We start from the raw sequence: 18305 nt of genomic DNA, 5'->3' as shown, positions 1-18305 counted from the left end.
GGCCCGGCCCGGATGCGGGCCGGGCCGATGGGCGGCTTTCCGGCAGTGACGACCTGTCAGCAAACGTGCCAGGCGTACGCCAGGCATGCGTCAAGTCATCGCCCGTGACGCACATGATGCGCACGCGCAAAACCGCAGGTCAGGCGTCCTTCCCTGCCGGTTCCAGGATCGCCACGCACTCCACGTGATGCGTCATCGGAAACAGGTCGAACGCCCGCAGCGTGCGCGGCTTGTAGCCGCCCTCGCGGAAGTACGCCAGGTCGCGGGCGAGCGCCGCCGGGTCGCAGGCCACGTACGCGATGCGGCGGGCGCCCAGGCGGGAGAGGTGCTGGACCGTCTGCTTGCCCGCGCCCGCGCGCGGCGGGTCGAGGACGATCAGGTCGACCTCGCTGATCCCCGTCCGGGGCAGGACCTGCTCCACCTTGCCCTGCTCGATACGGACGCGCTCGAAGTGCTGGAGGTTGTGGCGCGCGTCCTCGACCGACCGCTTGCCGGACTCGATGCCGAGCACCGCGCCCTGCTCGCCGACCCGGTCCGCGATCGCGCCCGCGAAGAGGCCGACGCCGCAGTACAGATCGAGCGCCATGTCGCCCTTGCGCGGCAGCAGACCCTGCATCACGGCGGTGACCAGGACGTCGGCGGCCTGCGGGTGTACCTGCCAGAAGCCGCCCATGCCCACGCGGTAGGTCCGCTCGTCGGCGCGCTCGCGGACGAAGGCGCGGCCGTGCACGCGGTGCACCGAACCGTCGCGCTCCTCGACCCGCAGGACCGAGACGGGCCGGTCCAGCTCCACCAGGGGCAGCCGGCCGCCGGGCCGCGGGGTGAGAACGACCTGGCGGTCGCTGGAACCGATCGCGGCGATGGCCTCGACCGTCTCCATCTGCGGCCAGTCCTGCTTCTCGATGCCCAGCTCCGTGACGCCCGGTGCGGCGATCATGCAGTGGTCGATCGGCTGCACGTCGTGCGAGCGGTGCTTGCGAAGACCGACACGGCCCTCCGCGTCGACCGCGTACTGGATCCGCGTACGCCACGCGGGCACCTCGCCGGGCGGGAGCTTGTCGCCGGGGGCGGGCATCACGGTGCCGTCCCAGCCGGCCTCCTCGGGGGTCAGCCCCGCGAGCCGCTGGAGCTGCTCCGCGACGACCTCGCCCTTGAAGCGGCGCTGCGCACCCGGCTTGGCGTGCTGCCAGTCGCAGCCGCCGCACTTGCCTGGGCCGGCGTACGGGCAGGGCGCCTCGACGCGGTCCTTGGACGGCTCCAGTACGCGTACGGCGTCGGCCCGCAGATAGCGGGAGCTCTCCTCGCCCTCGGTGACCCGGACGACGACCTTCTCGCCGGGCAGCGCGTGCCGGACGAAGAGGACGCGTCCGCCGTCCGTGCGGGCGATGCAGTGGCCGCCGTGTGCGACGGGGCCGACCTCGACCTCGTACTCCTCCCCGACCAGCGAAGACTCAGGTGCGTTCTGCATGACGGGGACGGCTCCAGGGGAATGGGGGCTGTCGCCCGTGTGCGGACGACAGCCCCCCAGTCTACGTGCCTCCCGGACGCCCGATGCCGGGGCTCCTCAGCCCTTGCTGCTGGGCTCCTTGGGGCGCTCGTTCACGGGGCCACGCCGCACCGAGCCCGGCGCGTTCCACTCCTGGCGCTTCCTCGCCCGCTTCTTCGCGAGCTCGGAGGACTGCAGCTGGTACGGGACCGAGGTCACCATGACGCCCGGGGTGAACAGCAGACGCCCCTTGAGGCGCAGGGCGCTCTGGTTGTGGAGCAGATGCTCCCACCAGTGGCCGACCACGTACTCGGGAATGATCACGCTGACCGCGTCACGCGGACTCTCGCGGCGCAGGCTCTTCACGTACTCGATGATCGGCCGGGTGATCTCGCGGTACGGGGAGTCGAGGATCTTCAGCGGTACGTTGATGCCGCGCCGGTCCCACTCCTCCTTGAGGGCCTTCGTCTCGGCCGGGTCGACGTTGATGCTGAGCGCCTCGAGCCTGTCGGAGCGCATCAGCTTGGCGTAGGCGAGGGCGCGCAGCGTCGGACGGTGAAGCTTCGAGACGAGCACGATGGAGTGCACCCGGGAGGGGCGCACGGTGTCGTCGGTCGGCTCGTCCGGTGCCGCGATCTCGTCCGCGACGCGGTCGTAGTGCTTACGGATCGCTGTCATCGTCCCGTAGAAGATCACCATGCCGAGCAGGGCGACCCAGGCACCGTGCGTGAACTTGGTGACCAGCACGACGACCAGCACCAGGCCGGTGAAGAAGGCACCGAAGGCGTTGATCGCGCGGGAGCGGACCATGTGGCGTCGCTTGGCGGGGTCGCGCTCGCTGCGCAGATGGCGGTTCCAGTGCCGGACCATGCCGGTCTGGCTGAGCGTGAAGGAGACGAAGACGCCGACGATGTAGAGCTGGATCAGCTTCGTGGAGTCCGCGCCGTAGACCCAGACGAGCAGGACGGCGGCGCCGGCCAGCAGCACGATGCCGTTGGAGAAGGCGAGCCGGTCGCCCCGGGTGTGCAGCTGGCGCGGCAGGTAACGGTCCTGGGCGAGGATCGAGCCGAGCAGCGGGAAGCCGTTGTACGCGGTGTTCGCGGCCAGGAAGAGGACCAGGGCCGTGGCCGCGGCGAGCAACACGAACAAGAACGTGCCGTCGCCGAACACGGCTGCCGCCACCTGCGAGATCACCGGGTCCTGGACGTAATCGGAGCCGACCGGGGTGCCGTCTCGGATCAGGTCGTGTGCGGGGTTCTCGGCCATCCTCACATCGGTGGCCATGGCGAGGCCGATGATGCCGCAGAACATGGTGACGGCGAGGGCGCCCATGAGCAGCAGCGTCGTGGCGGCGTTCCTGCTCTTGGGTTTGCGGAAGGCGGGGACGCCGTTGCTGATCGCCTCGACGCCGGTGAGCGCGGCACATCCGGAGGAGAAGGCGCGCAGCAGCAGGAACACCAGCGCGAAGCCGGCCAGCCCCTGCTGCTCGGGTTTGATCTCAAGACCGGCGGTCGGAGCCTCCATGGTCTCGCCGAGGACGAGGCCTCTGAAGGCGCCCCACGCGACCATGATGAAGACGCCGGCGACGAAGACGTACGTCGGGATGGCGAAGAGCTTGCCCGACTCCTTCACACCGCGCAGGTTCATCAGCGTCAGCAGCACGATGATGCCTACGGCACAGAGCACCTTGTGCTCGACGACGAAGGGGATCGCGGAGCCCAGGTTCTCCACGCCGGAGGAGATGGACACGGCGACGGTGAGGACGTAGTCGACGAGCAGTGCGCTGGCGACGGTGAGCCCCGCCTTGGGGCCGAGGTTGGTGTTCGCCACCTCGTAGTCGCCGCCGCCGCTGGGGTACGCGTGGACGTTCTGCCGGTACGAGGCGACGACGGTGAACATCAGGACCACGACGGCCGCGGCGATCCACGGGCTGAAGTGGTACGCCGACACACCCGCGATAGAGAGAACCAGCAGGACTTCTCCCGGGGCGTACGCCACCGAGGACAGCGGGTCGGAGGCGAAGACGGGGAGTGCGATGCGCTTGGGCAGGAGCGTTTCCCCCAGCCTGTCGCTGCGCAGCGCCCTGCCGATCAGGATCCGTTTGGGAATGTCGGTCAGTTTGGACACGCAGAGGATGGTAAGCGTTCTATATCGTTCGCGCCCATCCACCACCCCTCCGGAGATCGTCGGCTGCTCAGAGGCCGCCTCCCTCGGGGCCCGTCGGCAGGCCCGCCGACAGGCCGGCGGCGAGATCAGCGTTGCGTCGGCGACCACGGGGGCGGTCGCGTCGAGCGGGCCGAATCGCGCCACCTTGCCAACCGGTGACCGGATGAGGGCAACGTCGTCGCCGCGTCATAAGCTCATCAGGGGCAACACCGCACGCCGTTGCCCCTTCATTGCCCGGCAGAGCCGAGAGAGAAGAGTGAGCAGGGTGTTTGCGCAGGTCATCGGGATGACCAGGACTGCGGGGTAGTTAGGTGCACATTGTCATCATGGGCTGCGGCCGCGTGGGAGCGGCACTCGCTCAGACCCTGGAGCAGCAGGGTCACACGGTCGCCGTCGTCGACCAGGACCCGACGGCTTTCCGCCGCCTGGGCTCCGGCTTCGGCGGCCGGCGTGTCACGGGTGTCGGCTTCGACCAGGACACCCTGCGCGAGGCGGGCATCGAGGAAGCCGGGGCCTTCGCCGCGGTGAGCAGCGGCGACAACTCGAACATCATCGCCGCGCGGGTCGCCCGCGAGATGTTCGGGATCGAGAACGTGGCCGCCCGGATCTACGACCCCCGGCGCGCAGAGGTGTACCAGCGGCTGGGGATCCCGACCGTCGCCACGGTCCGGTGGACCGCCGATCAGATGCTGCGGCGACTGCTGCCGTCCGGCGCGGAGCCGCTGTGGCGGGACCCGAGCGGTGGCGTACAGCTCGCCGAGGTCCATACGTCGCAGGCCTGGATCGGGCACAAGGTGAGCAATCTGCAGGAGGAGACGGGCGTGCGGGTCGCGTTCCTGACCCGGCTGGGCGAGGCGGTTCTGCCCACGTCCCAGACGGTGCTGCAGGAAGGCGACCTGGTCCACGTGATGATGCGGACCGACGAGATCGAGAAGGTCGAGGCGGCGTTCGCCCAGGGTCCCGAGGAGGGCGGTCACTGATGCGGGTCGCGATTGCCGGGGCCGGCGCGGTGGGTCGTTCCATCGCCGGAGAGCTCCTGGAGAACGGGCACGAAGTGCTCCTGATCGACAAGGCGCCCACCGCCATCTCGGTGGAGCGGGTGCCGCAGGCGGAGTGGCTGCTGGCCGACGCCTGCGAGATCACGTCGCTGGACGAGGCGGCGCTGCAGCGCTGCAACGTCGTGATCGCGGCGACCGGTGACGACAAGGTGAACCTGGTCGTGTCGCTGCTGGCGAAGACCGAGTACGGCGTGCCGCGCGTGGTCGCCCGGGTCAACAATCCCAAGAACGAGTGGCTCTTCAACGAGTCCTGGGGTGTGGATGTCGCGGTCTCCACGCCGCGTCTGATGTCGGCGCTGGTCGAGGAGGCCGTGAGCGTCGGTGATCTGGTCCGGCTGCTGCGCTTCAGCCACGGCGACGCGAACCTGGTCGAGCTGACGCTGCCGCCGGAGTCGGCGCTGGCGGGCACGCAGGTCGGGGACGTGGCATGGCCGGAGGACACCTCGCTGGTGACGATCATCCGCGGTCCGCGGGTGCTCACGCCGCACGGCGAGGAGACGCTGGAGCCGGGCGACGAACTCCTCTTCGTCGCGGCCCAGGCACGCGAGGAGCAGTTGGAAGACCTTCTCTCGGTCCGCCGAGGGGATGGGACGACGAGCTGACGCTCACGTATGGAGCGGGGCCGGGGAACCGATGGTTCCCCGGCCCCGCTCGTGCGTGACGGGCCCTCGGCCGCGCACCGGGACATGCGTGCAGAGCGCGTCGCCTTGCGCCGGGCGCGGGCAGCACAGGCACCGCAGGCACCGCCAGCACGGGCGCGCGGCCGAGGGCAGCGCGGGCGGCGGCACGAGGCGTACAGCCCAGACAGCCAGAACGGGCAGCACGAAGCAGACAGCCACCGCAGGCAGCACAGGCATCACTGGCACCGCAGGCAACACAGGCAGCCCGGCAGCACAAGCAGCACAAGCAGCACAGGCACCGCAGGCAGCCCGGCTGCCCGGCAGCCAGCCGACGCGGGCATGCGAAGGGCCCGGGACCACGTGCCGGTCCCGGGCCCGCAGCGCATACGGCGCGGGGAGCGCCTACGTCTCGCGTTCCCGTGAGGCCGCCGCCTCACGCTCCTCCGCCGCGCGTTCCTCCGCCTCCATCTCCGCGAAGACGTCGATCGGCGGCGGAGCCTTCGCCAGGAAGACCCAGGTCAGATAGACCGCCAGCAGGAAGGGCGGGATCTTGAGGGCCACCAGGACCCAGCCGAACTGAGTGGTGTCCGCCCACCAGTAGAGCGGGAAGAGGATCGCGCACTTGGCGAGGAGGATCAGTCCCCAGGCCCAGCTCGCCTTGGCGTAGGCCTTCTTGCGGCCGGGGTTGCGGGTGCGCCAGGAGAGGTTCTCCTTGAAGACCGGGCCGAGGATCAGGCCGATCAGCGGGACGCCCGCGATCGTCGTGATGATGTACGCGAGGGCCAGGCCCAGCGTGTACAGCATGCCCGGCAGGTAGAAGTCCTTCGCGTTGCCGGTCATCATCGCGAAGACGACGCCGAAGGCCACCCCGAAGACCCCGCTGAACGCGTGCTTCACGGTGTCCCTGCGGATCAGCCGCACGGCGACGAGCACCAGCGACACCGCGAGCGCGGCGATCGCCGAGATGTGCAGGTCCTTGTTGATCGTGAAGATCGTGACGAACAGCAGTCCGGGCAGGACTGTCTCCACCATGCCCCGGACCCCGCCGAAGGCTTCGAACAGGGCGGCTTCCGTGAGGGCCTTGGCGTGGTCGTGGCCGCCGTCTTCCTGTTCCTGCGTGGTCGGCTTGTCGAGGGACGTCACCGGCTACTCCTGTCCGAGCGGTCGCAGCTCGTATTTGGGATTGAACAGCACCCGTCGGCCGTGGCTCATGGCGATCCGGCCCGACGCGATCATCTTGCGGCCCGGCTCTATGCCCACGATCGAGCGCCGGCCCAGCCACACCACGTCCAAGGCGGCGGAGCCGTCGAACAGCTCCGCCTCCAGGGCCGGCACTCCGGCCCTCGGCCGCAGGGTGACCGTGCGCAAGGTACCAGTCACCTTCACGATCTGGCGGTCGTCGCAGTCGGAGATGCGTGTGCAGCCCGATGCCTGCGAGTCCTCCTGGAGCTCCTCGGACTCGAGGTCCTGCTGGGAGCTGGACAGACGGTCGAGCATCCGGCGGAAGCGTCCGGCCGGCTTCTCGGCGTTCTCGGATCGGGGGGCAGCACTCATACAGAAAGCGTACCGGGGTATGCCCCGGCGCCGATGAGCTGCCGACGCCGGCGCCGGTGAGCTGCGACCTCAGGTACCGGCGGGTGCCGACCACAGCGGTCGTCCACCCCGCGCCGCCCCGCGGACCGTCCCGTGCGTCCTGGCCGCCAGGGAAGCCGCGTCAGCGCTCGAAGCGGTATCCCATGCCCGGTTCCGTGACGAAGTGTCTCGGGTGGGACGGATCCGCCTCCAGCTTGCGTCGCAGCTGGGCCATGTAGACCCGCAGATAGTTCGTCTCTGTGCCGTACGAGGGCCCCCAGACCTCCTGGAGCAGCTGCTTCTGGCTGACGAGCCGCCCGGTGTTGCGGACCAGGACCTCCAGCAGATGCCACTCGGTCGGGGTGAGCCGTACGTCCTTGCCGTCCCGGTGCACCTTCTTCGCCGCGAGATCGACGGTGAAGCCCTCGGTCTCGACGAGAACGATCTCGTCGTCACCGGCTCCGGCCGGCTCGGCCCGGCGCACCGCCGCGCGCAGCCGTGCCAGCAGCTCGTCCATCCCGAACGGCTTGGTCACGTAGTCGTCGGCGCCGGCGTCCAGCGCCTCGACCTTCTCGTCGGAGGTGTGCCGGGCGGAGAGCACGAGGATCGGGACGCGGGTCCAGCCGCGCAGGCCCTTGATCACCTCGACGCCGTCCATGTCCGGCAGGCCGAGGTCGAGGACGACGACGTCGGGCTGACGCGCCGCGGCGAGCTGCAGCGCGGTCGTCCCGTCGGGGGCCGCGTCCACCTCGTACTTGCGCGCCTTCAGGTTGATCACGAGGGCGCGTACGATCTGCGGCTCGTCGTCGACCACGAGCACTCGGGTCATGAGTGCCTTCCTTTCGTCTCTCGTCTGTGCGCAGGGGCTCTGCGGGGGGCTCTGCGGGGGGCTCTGCGGGGGGCTCTGCGGGGGGCTCTGCGGGGGGCTCTGCGGGGGCTGGGCTGGGCCCGGATCAGCCGGTGATCCGGACAGGGGGTTCGGCAGCGGTCGGGGCGCCTACGGCCGCCGCCTGGAATGTGAGGACCATCGTCAGCCCGCCGCCGGGGGTGTCCTCGGCGGACAGGGTGCCTCCCATCGATTCGGCGAAGCCGCGCGCCACCGCGAGCCCGAGACCCACGCCGGAGCCGCGCGGGGCGTCCCCGTACCGCTGGAAGGGCTCGAAGATCCGTTCCTTCGCATCGTCAGGGACCCCGCGGCCGCGGTCCACGACCCGTACCTCGACACGGTCGCCCAGCGCGCTGGCGGACACCAGGACGGGTGTCCCGTCCGGGCTGTACTTGACGGCGTTCTCGACGATGTTGGCGACGGCCCGTTCCAGCAGTCCCTTGTCGACACGCACCATGGGCAGCGCCTCGGGGATCTCGAGATCGACCGCGGTGTCGGGGATGCCGACGAGCGCCATGGGGACGACCTCGTCGAGGTCGATGTCGCGGATGAGCGGGGTGACCGTGCCGGTCTGCAGCCGGGACATGTCGAGCAGATTGCCCACGAGGTGGTCGAGCCGGTCCGCTCCTGCCTCGATGCCTTCGAGGAGTTCGGCCCTGTCCTCCTCGGACCATTCGACGTCGTCGGAGCGGAGCGAGGTGACGGCGGCCTTGATGCCGGCGAGCGGCGTACGCAGATCGTGGCTGACGGCGGCGAGCAGCGCGGTGCGTATCCGGTTGCCCTCGGCGAGCTTGCGGGCCTCCTCGGCCTGCCCGACGAGGCGCTGCCGGTCGAGTACGACGGCGGCCTGGGCGGCGAAGGCACCGAGCACGCGCCGGTCCTCCGCGGGCAGTACCCGGCCGGAAAGGGCGAGTGCCATGTGATCGCCGACGGGCATGTCCACGTCGGCTTCGTCGGGCCGTGCGACGGGTGCCGGCCCGACGCTGCCCGCGCAGGTCCACGGGTCCACGTCGCTCTCCCGCTCCAGCAGGGCGACGGACTCCATCGAGAAGGTCTCGCGGACCCGCTCCAGCAGCGCTTCCAGGCTGGTCTCGCCGCGCAGCACGCTGCCGGCCAGGAACGACAGGACCTCGGACTCGGCGCGCAGTCTGGCGGCCTGGTGGGTGCGGCGGGCGGCCAGGTCGACCACGGAGGCGACGGCGACGGCGACCCCGAAGAAGACCACGATCGCCACGATGTTCTTGGGGTCGGCGATCGTGAACCGGTGCAGCGGCGGCGCGAAGTAGTAGTTCAGCAGCAGTGAGCCGAAGGCGGCGGAGGCCAGCGCCGGGAGCAGCCCGCCGAGCATCGCGGCGGCCACCGTCAGCGACAGGAACAGCAGCATGTCGTTGGCGAGGCCGAGATCGGCCTCGATATGCGTCAGCAGCAGCGCCAGCAGCACCGGGCCGACCACGCCGACCAGCCAGCCCGAGATGATCCGGGAGCGGCCGAGCCGGGCACCGCGGGCGACGGGCAGTCCCCGGCCGCGGCCCACCTCGCCGTGGGTGACGATGTGGACGTCGAGGTCGGGACCGGACTCGCGGGCGACGGTGGCGCCGACACCGGGCCCGAGGATGTACTGCCAGCTCTTGCGGCGGCTGGAGCCGAGCACGATCTGGGTGGCGTTGACGCCGCGTGCGAACTCGAGCAGCGCGGAGGGGATGTCGTCGCCGACGACGTGGTGGAACGTACCTCCGAGGTCCTCGACGAGGGTCCTCTGGACCGCCAGCTCCTTGGGGGAGGCCGAGGTCAGTCCGTCACTGCGGGCGATGTAGACGGCCAGGATCTCGCTTCCGGAGCCCTTGGCAGCCATACGGGCCGCCCGGCGGATGAGGGTGCGTCCCTCGGGGCCGCCGGTGAGCCCGACGACGATGCGCTCGCGGGCCTGCCAGGTGGAGCGGATGTTGTGCTCGCCGCGGTACTGCTGGAGGTATTCGTCGACCCGGTCGGCGACCCACAGGAGGGCCAGCTCGCGCAGGGCTGTGAGGTTCCCGGGGCGGAAGTAGTTGGAGAGGGACGCGTCGATCTTGTCCGGCTTGTAGATGTTGCCGTGCGCCATCCGGCGGCGCAGCGCCTGGGGGGACATGTCGACCAGTTCGATCTGGTCGGCGCGGCGGACGATCTCGTCGGGGACGGTCTCCCGCTGCCGTACGCCGGTTATCGACTCGACGACGTCGCCGAGCGACTCCAGATGCTGGATGTTGACGGTCGAGATGACGTCGATCCCCGCCGACAGCAGTTCCTCGACGTCCTGCCACCTCTTGGCGTTGCGCGAGCCCGGCACGTTGGTGTGCGCCAGCTCGTCCACCAGGGCGACGGCGGGACGGCGCTCCAGCACCGCGTCCACGTCCATCTCGGTGAAGACCGCGTCCCGGTACCCGATCTCTCGGCGCACGATCTGCTCGAGACCGTGCAGCATGACCTCGGTCCGCGGCCGGTCGTGGTGCTCCACGAAGGCCACGACGCAGTCGGTGCCCCGCTCGACCCGGCGGTGCGCCTCGGAGAGCATCGCGTACGTCTTGCCGACACCGGGCGCCGCGCCGAGGTAGATCCGTAGCTTGCCGCGTCCCATGGCCTCATTGTCCTTCAGTGCCCGCCGCACAGCGGCAGCTGCGTCCGAGCGGACGCCCTGCCGAAGCTACAGCCCTCAAATGCGGCAAATCGGACCCACTGCGATGCCCGGGGTCGTCATTGACGCGATTCTGATGCCGCCGGGGTCTCCCGCGCACCGGGTACGGGCTACCTGCCACCGGCCAGTGGCTGTTGCTCGGTGATCTCGCCGTCGCTCAGCTCGAGCACCCGGTCGGCGAGGCCGAGCAACTGGGCGTCGTGCGTCGCGACCAGGGCGGTCACACCCTCACCGCGGACCACCGCACGCAGCAGTTCCATGACCGCGAGGCCCGTCTCGGCGTCCAGCTGGCCGGTCGGCTCGTCGGCGATCAGCAGCGCAGGGTGATTGGCGAGGGCGCGGGCGATGGCGACCCGCTGCCGCTGTCCGCCGGAGAGCTCGCCGGGCCGCTGGGCGGCGTGCTCGGCCAGGCCGACCAGGGACAGCAGCAGTTCGACGCGCTCCTCGCGCTCGCGCGGGTCGGCCCTGCGCATCCGCATCGGTACGCCGACGTTCTCGGCCGCGGTCAGGATCGGGATCAGCCCGAAGGACTGGAAGACGAACCCGATCCGGTCACGGCGCAGCTCCAGCAGCCCGTTCTCGCCGAGCCCCGGGAGATCCGTACCGTCGACGGTGATCTCGCCCCGGTCGGGGCTGTCGAGACCGCCGAGCAGATTGAGCAGCGTGGTCTTGCCGGAACCCGACCGGCCCTTGAGGGCGACCAGCTCCCCGCGAGGGATCTCGAAGGAGACTCCCCGCAGCGCGTGGACGGCCGCCGCGCCGGTGCCGTACGAGCGGTGCAGGTCCTCGACCCGGACCATGGGCCCCTCGGCCTGTCCGTCGGCGATCGCGGCCGCCGCGTGTCCGGCGGAGCTCTCGGTCATCCGGTCCCCCCGTGGTGAAGCGATGCGGCGCCAGTATGTGCAGGCACCACCCGCTCGGACAAGGGAGTTGGGCGCCCGAGGGCCGCCGGGTGAGCGATCGCTTGCCCCACCGCGGAACGCCGATGGGCCGCGCTCCGGGAACGGAGCGCGGCCCATCGGGTGACTCTCGGCGGGACCTGGGTGATCTCCGGCCCGCGTCGGCTCTCGGCGGGAGATCGGTGATCTGCCGCTCGCCGGCCGTCAGCGGACCTCGGTGATCTCCGGGCCGCGCTGCAGCTGTCCCATACCGCCGGAGAAACGGGACGTCTCCTGGTCCTCCTGCTGGACGCCCTCTGGCACCATCTGGGCGTCGTTCGGAAGCTTGAGGACGATCGGGTCACGCGGCGCCATCGGGCCCTCGCCCCGCACCACGACCGTGTCCTTGAAGATCTGCTCCAGCAGTCCGGCCGCCTGCGGCTGCACCGCTCCCTGTCCGGAGATCACTCCGCGCAGGAACCACCTCGGCCCGTCGACCCCGACGAAGCGCACCAGCTGTACGCCTCCGGTGCCGTCCGGCAGCTGGACCGGCACCTGGGCCCGCAGCTCCCAGCCCAAGGGGCCCTCGACCTCGTCGATGACACCGCCCTGCTGGGTGATGCCGGAGGCGATCTCCTCGCGGACCTCGCCCCAGATGCCTTCCTTCTTGGGCGCGGCGAACGCCTGCAGCTGGATCGCGCTGTCGCGCAGCACGACCGTCGCGGCGACGATCGCGTCACCCGCGACCTCCACGCGCAGCTCCATGCCCTCGACTCCGGGCACGAAGAGACCGCCCAGGTCCACCCGGCCGTCGCCGGGCCTGGAGACCTCGGACACGTCCCAGGGGCCGTCCGGCCGGGGCGCCGGCGGAAGGTTCATCCGGCGCGGCGCGTCCTGCTCCGCTGCCGCGTCCTCCGTGTCGAGCTCGTCGACGACCTGCTCGGCCTCGCCCGCCACATCCGCTGCATCCTCAGCGGAACTGCTCTTCTTGCGACGTCCGAACACGTCACTGTCCTTCCCGGTCGGATACGACCGAAGCGTATCGATTCCCACCCTGTGCGCCGCCCACGACCGACCCGCCCACGGCGGCGTGACCGCCGGTGGACCCGAAGCCCCCCTCGGCCCGTGCCGAGCCGGGAAGCTCCGCCACCTCGTGGAAGCGCACCTTCTCGACCTGCTGGACGACCAGTTGAGCAATGCGGTCGAACCGTTCGAACCGCACGCTCTCACGCGGGTCCAGATTGACCACGATCACCTTGATCTCCCCACGGTACCCGGCATCCACCGTCCCTGGGGCATTGACGAGGGCGACGCCGCAGCGGGCCGCGAGCCCCGAGCGCGGATGCACGAAGGCCGCATACCCGTCAGGGAGCGCGACAGACACTCCCGTGGGAAGAACCGCGCGCTCTCCGGGTGCGAGTTCGGTGGCCTCCGTGGTCACCAGATCGACACCGGCGTCGCCCGGATGCCCGTAGGACGGAATCGGTACCTCCGGGTCAAGGCGCCGGATCAGTACGTCGACAGGATTGCGCATCAGGGGTTCACCTCGAAGGCGCGGGTGCGCCTGACCTGGTCGGGATCGGCCATGGCGGCCTGGATCTCCTCGGGACGGCCGTTGTCGATGAAGTGATCGACCTTGACCTCGATGAAGAGGGCTTCGGCGCGGACGGCGAGGGGCCCGTCGGGTCCCCCGATCCGGCCGGTGGCCCGGGAGTAGATCTTGCGGCCGCTGACGGCCGTCACCTCGGCCTCGAGGAACAGCACCGTGCCGACGGGGACGGGACGGACGAAGTCGGTCTCCAGCCGCCCGGTCACCGCGATCACCCGCAGCAGCCAGTTCAGCGAGCCGAGCGTCTCGTCGAGCGCCGTGGCCAGTACGCCGCCGTGGGCGAGGCCCGGCGCGCCCTGGTGGGCGGCGGTGACCGTGAACTCGGCCGTGAGACTGACGCCCTCGCCTGCCCGTGCCTCCAGGTGCAGCCCGTGCGGCTGGGCACCGCCGCAGCCGAAGCAGTGTTCGTAATGCGCGCCGAGGAGGTCGCCCGGGGCGGGCGCGTCGGGGTGCCGTACCGGCGGTGTGGCGTCGGCCGGAGGGGTCAGTGTCGTACTCACAGGCGCAGACCTTACCCGCGCCACCTGCCGCAGGTCGCGCCGTGCCAAGCTTGGATTCATGCAGCCCTCGGCCACCCCCTCCGGCACCCCTTCCGGACCGCGCTACGACGAACGTCTCACCGCCCCCCGTTCCTGGTGGGTGCTCACCGCTCTGGTGGCGCTCTCGGGCGCTGTGGTGCTGCTGCCGCTGGGCGCGGTGGCGATGCTGGGCGGACTCATCGGGGCGGGCGCCCTGGCGGCGGCCACCGTGAGTGCGTACGGCTCCGCCCGCATCCGGGTGGTGGCGGACTCGCTGGTCGCGGGCGATGCCCGGATCCCGGTGTCGGCGCTGGGCGATGCCGAGGTGCTGGACGCCGAGGAGGCGCGGGCCTGGCGCTCCTACAAGGCGGATGCGCGCGCGTACATGCTGCTGCGCAGCTATGTGCCCACAGCTGTACGCGTGCCGGTGACGGACCCCGAGGACCCGACGCCCTACGTGTACGTCTCGACCCGGGACCCACGGGCCCTGGTGGCCGCGCTCGAGAGCGCCCGCGCAGACCGGGGCTGATCCGGCGGAAAGGCTCCCCGGGGCGGCTCTGCGGCCGGGCGGCTCCATGACTCGGCCGCTCCTGCGACCCGGCGGCTCGGTGACGCGGCCGCTCGACGGCTCGACGGCTCGCGCGAGGGTGGGCCCGGCACTCCCGATCGGCACCGGGGACTCGGCCTCCCGGTAGCGGGATCTCAGTCCTCCAGTCGCCGGCGCAGCTCGGGCGGAAGCTCCGGGGGCAGCTCTCCCTTCGGCTTCTCCAGCCGGGGCAGCTCGGGCAGTGCGTCCCACGGGACCTGCCGTTTACGCAGGTCCTTCCTGATGCGGTGGGCGAGCTTCCTGGTGTCCCGCCGGTTCATCACGGCGCCGACAGCGGCACCGACCATGAACGGCATCAGGTTCGGAAGATTGCGCACCGTGCGCTTCATGATCTGCTGGCGCAGCTCGCGCTTCATCTGGCCGCCCAGCGCGGCGTTGACCGTCGCGGGCTTGGTCACGTCGATCCCGCGTTCCTCCGTCCAGGAGGTCAGATAGGCATTGCCGCGCTCCCTGAGGCCGCCCGGCGGCCGCATGCCGTAGACCTCGTGGAGCTCGGCGACGAGCTTAAGCTCGATCGCGGCGACGCTGATGATCTCCGTCGCCAGCTCGGCTGGCATCGCGGGAGGCACGGGCAGCATGGCTGCCGCGCCGATGCCGGCTCCGACGGTGGAGCTTGCGTTGGCCGCTCCGGCCACCAGCTTGTCGGCGATCTCCTCGGGGCCGAGACCCGGGAACTGTTCGCGCAGGGTCGCGAGATCGCGCACCGGGATGCGCGGTGCGGTGTCGATCAGCCGGTCGGCCACGTAACCGACCGCGGCCTTGGCAGCCACGCCGCTCCTGCGCACGCCGCTTCTGACCGCGTCCAGACGTCTGTGCCCGGACGGGGGGCCCTCCTGCGGCGCTTTCTCGAGCGAGGCCGGCAGGCCCCGCTCGTCGTCACCTGCGTCGCCGGAGGACGGCGGTCGGCCGGTGTGCCCGTGCCCGGACTCCTCCGGCGTCAGGGCACCCTCCCACGGGCCCGGAGCGCTCTGCTGCGCCTCGGGCTCCTGGGCTCCCTTCCGCCGGAAACCCAGCTTCCTGGACGGTTTCCGGGGTGGTGTCCCGCCTGCCACGGCCGACCGGACCTCAGTCGCAGTCGCGGCAGATCGGCTGGCCGTTCTTCTCGCGGGCCAGCTGGCTCCGGTGGTGCACCAGGAAGCAGCTCATGCAGGTGAACTCGTCGGCCTGCTTGGGCAGCACCCGGACGGCCAGCTCCTCGTTCGAGAGGTCCGCTCCGGGCAGTTCGAGGCCTTCAGCGGCCTCGAACTCGTCGACGTCGACGGTCGACGTCGTCTTGTCGTTCCGACGAGCCTTGAGCTCTTCGATGCTGTCCTCGTTGAGGTCGTCATCGGTCTTGCGTGGGGTGTCGTAGTCCGTTGCCATGTCGCTCTCCCCCTCTGGGTGTCTGTGGTGTCTCCAGCGCACGTAACGCGTGAGAGGCCGGACTTGTGCCCGACCCGAGGCGGAGATTTTGCCTCACATCAAGGTCTGTTACTCAATCGACACCCAACCGGACCCCTCAAACGTGATCGGGTTGGACGGCGATCGGGACCGTACACGGTCCGAAGGTTGCACTGCACGGGTGCCACCCCGTGTACTTCCCGTGATCCGGACCCCTGAAAACCCGGACTTTTACCGGCTTTCCGTAAGGTTTTCCGATCACGGAGAGTAGATGACCGGAAAGTCACCTCTGTGATCGATCACACACAGAACCGGTCGGTATGAGTCCCGAAAATTCCGCGTAAAGCGAACAGAAGATTTTTCCGGTCACGAGGGCCGATGACATCGCGATCGCAGGTCGGCCGGGCATCAGACCGGCAGGGTAACCCGCATCACGAGGCCGCCGCCCTCGCGCGGCTCCGCGATGATACGGCCACCGTGGGCGCGCGCAACGGAACGGGCGATCGACAGGCCGAGTCCCACGCCCTTGTCGCTGCCGGTCCGCTCCTGGCGCAGCCGCCGGAACGGCTCGAAGAGGTTGTCGATCTCGTACGCCGGAACCACCGGGCCCGTGTTCGAGACCACCAGCACCGCCTGACCGTGTGCGATCTCGGTGTCGACCTCCACCCATCCTCCCTCCGCGACGTTGTAGCGCACGGCGTTCTGCACGAGGTTCAGGGCGATCCGCTCCAGCAGGACGCCGTTTCCCTGCACGAGGGCGGGCGCACGCCGGCCGCGGAACTCGACGCCCTTGGCCTCGGCCTCGCCGCGGGCCTGGTCCACGGCCCGGGTGGCGACCTCGGCCAGGTCGACCGGTTTGCGCTCGACGATCTGGTTCTCGCTGCGGGCGAGCAGCAGCAGGCCCTCCACCAGCTGTTCGCTGCGCTCGTTGGTGGCGAGGAGCGTCTTGCCCAGCTGTTTCAGCTCGTCCGGCGCGCCCGGGTCGGAGAGGTGCACCTCCAGCAGCGTGCGGTTGATGGCCAGCGGCGTACGCAGCTCGTGCGACGCGTTGCCGACGAACCTCTGCTGCGCCGTGAAGGCCCGCTCAAGGCGTTCCAGCATCTCGTCGAAGGTGTCGGCGAGCTCCTTCAGCTCGTCGTCCGGGCCGTCGAGCTCGATCCGCCGGGAGAGGTCGGAGCCGACCACGCGGCGCGCGGTGCGGGTGATCTCGCCGAGCGGTGACAGGACGCGGCCGGCCATGGCGTAGCCGAAGGCGAACGCAATGACGCTCAGGCCGACGAGGGCGAAGAGGGAGCGGGTGAGAAGCTCGTCCAGGGCGTGCTGGCGCTGCTCGTTGACACAGTCGTTCGCCAGCACGTTGAACTTGTCGGGCGGCGTCCCGGCGGGGAAGTTGCAGACGTCGCTGGTCACACTGCCGCTGACGATCTTGAACGGCAGCTGGCTGCCCACCTGCACGGCCTGAGCGGCGAGCAGATAGATGATCGAGAGCAGCAGGATCCCGGCGATCAGGAACATGCCGCCGTAGAGCAGCGTGAGCCTTATCCGGATGGTCGGCCGGAACCAGGGCCGTTCCGGCTCTCCGGGGTCCCAGGTCGGCTTCGGGGGCGCCGTGGGGGGCGCGGGTAGCGTGGCCACGGCTTCAGATCCGGTAACCGGAGCCGGGGACCGTGACGATCACGGGTGGCTCGCCGAGCTTGCGGCGCAGGGTCATCACGGTGACCCGCACGACATTGGTGAACGGGTCCGTGTTCTCGTCCCAGGCCTTCTCCAGCAACTGCTCGGCCGAGACGACCGCGCCCTCGCTGCGCATCAGCACCTCCAGCACCGCGAACTCCTTGGGGGCGAGCTGGATCTCCTTGCCCTCGCGGAAGACCTCGCGGCGGTTGGGGTCCAGCTTGATTCCCGCGCGCTCCAGGACGGGCGGGAGGGGCACGGTCGTACGCCTGCCGAGGGCCCGCACGCGCGCGGTGAGCTCCGTGAACGCGAATGGCTTGGGGAGATAGTCGTCGGCGCCGAGCTCCAGGCCTTCGACACGGTCGCTGACATCGCCGGACGCGGTGAGCATCAGGACGCGCGTCGGCATGCCCAACTCCACGATCTTGCGGCACACGTCGTCGCCGTGGACGAGCGGGAGGTCCCGGTCGAGGACGACCACGTCGTAGTCGTTGACACCGATGCGTTCCAGGGCCGCGGCGCCGTCGTACACGACATCGACCGCCATGGCCTCCCGGCGCAGTCCGGTGGCCACCGCATCGGCGAGCAGCTGCTCGTCCTCGACGACGAGTACGCGCACGTGGCTGGTCCTTCCTCTGGGCCCGCCTCCCTGCCCGTGATCAGGGCAGGCAGTAGTACGGGCAGGCACTGACTGTGTGCCTCCATCCTGCCCCTTACGCGCGTAAACCGGATGTAAGTCGTCCTCACGCCTGTGGGGGACACGACTGGGGCACCGGGAATTCACAGGAATCCCGGAGAGGTTGAGGTTTCTGTGCGGGTGGGCCTGGGGAGGACGACTGCACACCCGCGATCACGCCATGTATGTGGCTTGCCACACCCCGCTCTCTGTCCCCCAGGGAGGGTGCGTGATCGACCCGCCGTAGGCACACCCCCGTGCCATTCGACCCACGACGAGGGGGCGCAACCATGGACGCATTCACCGCAGGACTTCTGCAGCGCATCAAAGCCACGGAAACCGACCTCACGCGGGCTCGCGAGACGGGCGACGACTTCCTGGCGGACGTCGAGCAGGCCGAGCTGGACGACCTGCATCGCCTTGCCGCCGAGCACGGCGTGGAAGTCAGCGCCGCGAGCGCCTGACGACAGCTGCGGAAGGGCCCGGCGCCGCGGGACGGCGCCGGGC

Annotated in this window: 18 protein-coding genes; 4 read left to right on the top strand and 14 right to left on the bottom strand. The window is 70.3% G+C overall.

What is annotated here, in order from left to right:
* Positions 1-139 precede the first annotated feature (139 nt).
* Positions 140-1468, bottom strand: a complete 1329-nt coding sequence (locus tag ACFU5O_RS36730) for a class I SAM-dependent RNA methyltransferase (RefSeq protein WP_384247203.1) — start codon at positions 1466-1468, stop codon at positions 140-142.
* A 96-nt stretch (positions 1469-1564) separates the two neighbouring features.
* Positions 1565-3613, bottom strand: a complete 2049-nt coding sequence (locus ACFU5O_RS36725; protein WP_384247201.1) for an APC family permease — start codon at positions 3611-3613, stop codon at positions 1565-1567.
* A gap of 350 nt (positions 3614-3963) precedes the next feature.
* On the opposite strand from ACFU5O_RS36725, the gene ACFU5O_RS36720 reads away from it, so the two are divergent.
* The gene (locus tag ACFU5O_RS36720) at positions 3964-4632 is read left to right on the top strand and encodes a potassium channel family protein (protein ID WP_384247199.1); all 669 of its coding nucleotides are present in this window, start codon (positions 3964-3966) and stop codon (positions 4630-4632) included.
* Positions 4632-5312: a potassium channel family protein gene (locus ACFU5O_RS36715; RefSeq protein ID WP_384247196.1), complete on the top strand. Its 681-nt coding sequence runs from the start codon at positions 4632-4634 to the stop codon at positions 5310-5312. The genes ACFU5O_RS36720 and ACFU5O_RS36715 overlap by 1 nt, the downstream gene beginning before the upstream one ends.
* 420 nt (positions 5313-5732) lie before the next feature.
* Here the strand turns inward: ACFU5O_RS36715 and ACFU5O_RS36710 are convergent, their stop codons facing one another.
* The 8 genes from ACFU5O_RS36710 to ACFU5O_RS36675 all read right to left on the bottom strand — a co-directional run bounded on the left by ACFU5O_RS36710 (position 5733) and on the right by ACFU5O_RS36675 (position 13443).
* Positions 5733-6473 carry a DUF3159 domain-containing protein gene (locus tag ACFU5O_RS36710; RefSeq protein ID WP_384247194.1) on the bottom strand — a complete coding sequence of 247 codons (741 nt, stop codon included), beginning with the start codon at positions 6471-6473 and terminating at the stop codon, positions 5733-5735.
* Positions 6474-6476: 3 nt separating this feature from the next.
* Positions 6477-6884: an OB-fold nucleic acid binding domain-containing protein gene (locus ACFU5O_RS36705; protein WP_384247192.1), complete on the bottom strand. Its 408-nt coding sequence runs from the start codon at positions 6882-6884 to the stop codon at positions 6477-6479.
* 160 nt (positions 6885-7044) lie between these two features.
* Positions 7045-7731: a response regulator gene (locus tag ACFU5O_RS36700; protein WP_384247189.1), complete on the bottom strand. Its 687-nt coding sequence runs from the start codon at positions 7729-7731 to the stop codon at positions 7045-7047.
* Between the two features lie 124 nt (positions 7732-7855).
* Positions 7856-10399 (bottom strand): ATP-binding protein, encoded by a 2544-nt coding sequence (locus tag ACFU5O_RS36695; RefSeq protein ID WP_384247187.1) that lies wholly within the window; start codon positions 10397-10399, stop codon positions 7856-7858.
* Between the two features lie 167 nt (positions 10400-10566).
* Positions 10567-11319: an ABC transporter ATP-binding protein gene (locus tag ACFU5O_RS36690; RefSeq protein WP_384247185.1), complete on the bottom strand. Its 753-nt coding sequence runs from the start codon at positions 11317-11319 to the stop codon at positions 10567-10569.
* A gap of 240 nt (positions 11320-11559) precedes the next feature.
* The gene (locus tag ACFU5O_RS36685) at positions 11560-12339 is read right to left on the bottom strand and encodes a DUF3710 domain-containing protein (protein ID WP_384247183.1); all 780 of its coding nucleotides are present in this window, start codon (positions 12337-12339) and stop codon (positions 11560-11562) included.
* Between the two features lies 1 nt (position 12340).
* Entirely contained in the window at positions 12341-12868 is a 528-nt protein-coding gene (gene dut, locus ACFU5O_RS36680; RefSeq protein WP_384247180.1) for a dUTP diphosphatase, read from the bottom strand.
* Entirely contained in the window at positions 12868-13443 is a 576-nt protein-coding gene (locus tag ACFU5O_RS36675) for a PaaI family thioesterase (protein WP_384247178.1), read from the bottom strand. Before ACFU5O_RS36675 ends, dut begins: the two co-directional genes overlap by 1 nt.
* A 58-nt stretch (positions 13444-13501) precedes the next feature.
* Between ACFU5O_RS36675 and ACFU5O_RS36670 the strand changes: the two genes are divergently transcribed.
* A complete protein-coding gene (locus ACFU5O_RS36670; protein ID WP_384247175.1) occupies positions 13502-13990 on the top strand; it encodes a DUF3093 domain-containing protein in 489 nt (162 codons plus the stop codon).
* 173 nt (positions 13991-14163) lie between these two features.
* Here ACFU5O_RS36670 and ACFU5O_RS36665 read toward each other — a convergent pair whose 3' ends face one another.
* The 4 genes from ACFU5O_RS36665 to ACFU5O_RS36650 all read right to left on the bottom strand — a co-directional run bounded on the left by ACFU5O_RS36665 (position 14164) and on the right by ACFU5O_RS36650 (position 17741).
* The gene (locus tag ACFU5O_RS36665; RefSeq protein WP_384247173.1) at positions 14164-15120 is read right to left on the bottom strand and encodes a hypothetical protein; all 957 of its coding nucleotides are present in this window, start codon (positions 15118-15120) and stop codon (positions 14164-14166) included.
* Between the two features lie 13 nt (positions 15121-15133).
* Positions 15134-15430 carry a DUF4193 domain-containing protein gene (locus ACFU5O_RS36660; protein WP_166632484.1) on the bottom strand — a complete coding sequence of 99 codons (297 nt, stop codon included), beginning with the start codon at positions 15428-15430 and terminating at the stop codon, positions 15134-15136.
* Between the two features lie 426 nt (positions 15431-15856).
* Positions 15857-17083, bottom strand: coding sequence for a sensor histidine kinase (locus ACFU5O_RS36655; RefSeq protein ID WP_384247169.1), 1227 nt, complete (start codon positions 17081-17083; stop codon positions 15857-15859).
* A 4-nt stretch (positions 17084-17087) separates the two neighbouring features.
* Positions 17088-17741 (bottom strand): response regulator transcription factor, encoded by a 654-nt coding sequence (locus ACFU5O_RS36650; RefSeq protein WP_108153053.1) that lies wholly within the window; start codon positions 17739-17741, stop codon positions 17088-17090.
* A 347-nt stretch (positions 17742-18088) separates the two neighbouring features.
* Here ACFU5O_RS36650 and ACFU5O_RS36645 point away from each other — a divergent pair, with 347 nt between their 5' ends.
* Positions 18089-18262: a hypothetical protein gene (locus ACFU5O_RS36645; protein WP_384247167.1), complete on the top strand. Its 174-nt coding sequence runs from the start codon at positions 18089-18091 to the stop codon at positions 18260-18262.
* Positions 18263-18305: the final 43 nt, after the last annotated feature.

Origin of the sequence: Streptomyces sp. NPDC057445 (assembly GCF_042802855.1) — a bacterium.
Classification (GTDB): Bacteria; Actinomycetota; Actinomycetes; order Streptomycetales; family Streptomycetaceae; genus Streptomyces.
This window is presented reverse-complemented; position numbering and strand designations above follow the sequence as displayed.

Bases quoted from the DNA above. Each gene is read 5' to 3' on its own strand.
- ACFU5O_RS36730 (WP_384247203.1), bottom strand. From the start codon at position 1,468: ATGCAGAACGCACCTGAGTCTTCGCTGGTCGGGGAGGAGTACGAGGTC.
- ACFU5O_RS36715 (WP_384247196.1), top strand. From the start codon at position 4,632: ATGCGGGTCGCGATTGCCGGGGCCGGCGCGGTGGGTCGTTCCATCGCC.
- ACFU5O_RS36705 (WP_384247192.1), bottom strand. From the start codon at position 6,884: ATGAGTGCTGCCCCCCGATCCGAGAACGCCGAGAAGCCGGCCGGACGC.
- ACFU5O_RS36700 (WP_384247189.1), bottom strand. From the start codon at position 7,731: ATGACCCGAGTGCTCGTGGTCGACGACGAGCCGCAGATCGTACGCGCC.
- ACFU5O_RS36695 (WP_384247187.1), bottom strand. From the start codon at position 10,399: ATGGGACGCGGCAAGCTACGGATCTACCTCGGCGCGGCGCCCGGTGTC.
- ACFU5O_RS36690 (WP_384247185.1), bottom strand. From the start codon at position 11,319: ATGACCGAGAGCTCCGCCGGACACGCGGCGGCCGCGATCGCCGACGGA.
- dut (WP_384247180.1), bottom strand. From the start codon at position 12,868: ATGCGCAATCCTGTCGACGTACTGATCCGGCGCCTTGACCCGGAGGTA.
- ACFU5O_RS36670 (WP_384247175.1), top strand. From the start codon at position 13,502: ATGCAGCCCTCGGCCACCCCCTCCGGCACCCCTTCCGGACCGCGCTAC.
- ACFU5O_RS36660 (WP_166632484.1), bottom strand. From the start codon at position 15,430: ATGGCAACGGACTACGACACCCCACGCAAGACCGATGACGACCTCAAC.
- ACFU5O_RS36645 (WP_384247167.1), top strand. From the start codon at position 18,089: ATGGACGCATTCACCGCAGGACTTCTGCAGCGCATCAAAGCCACGGAA.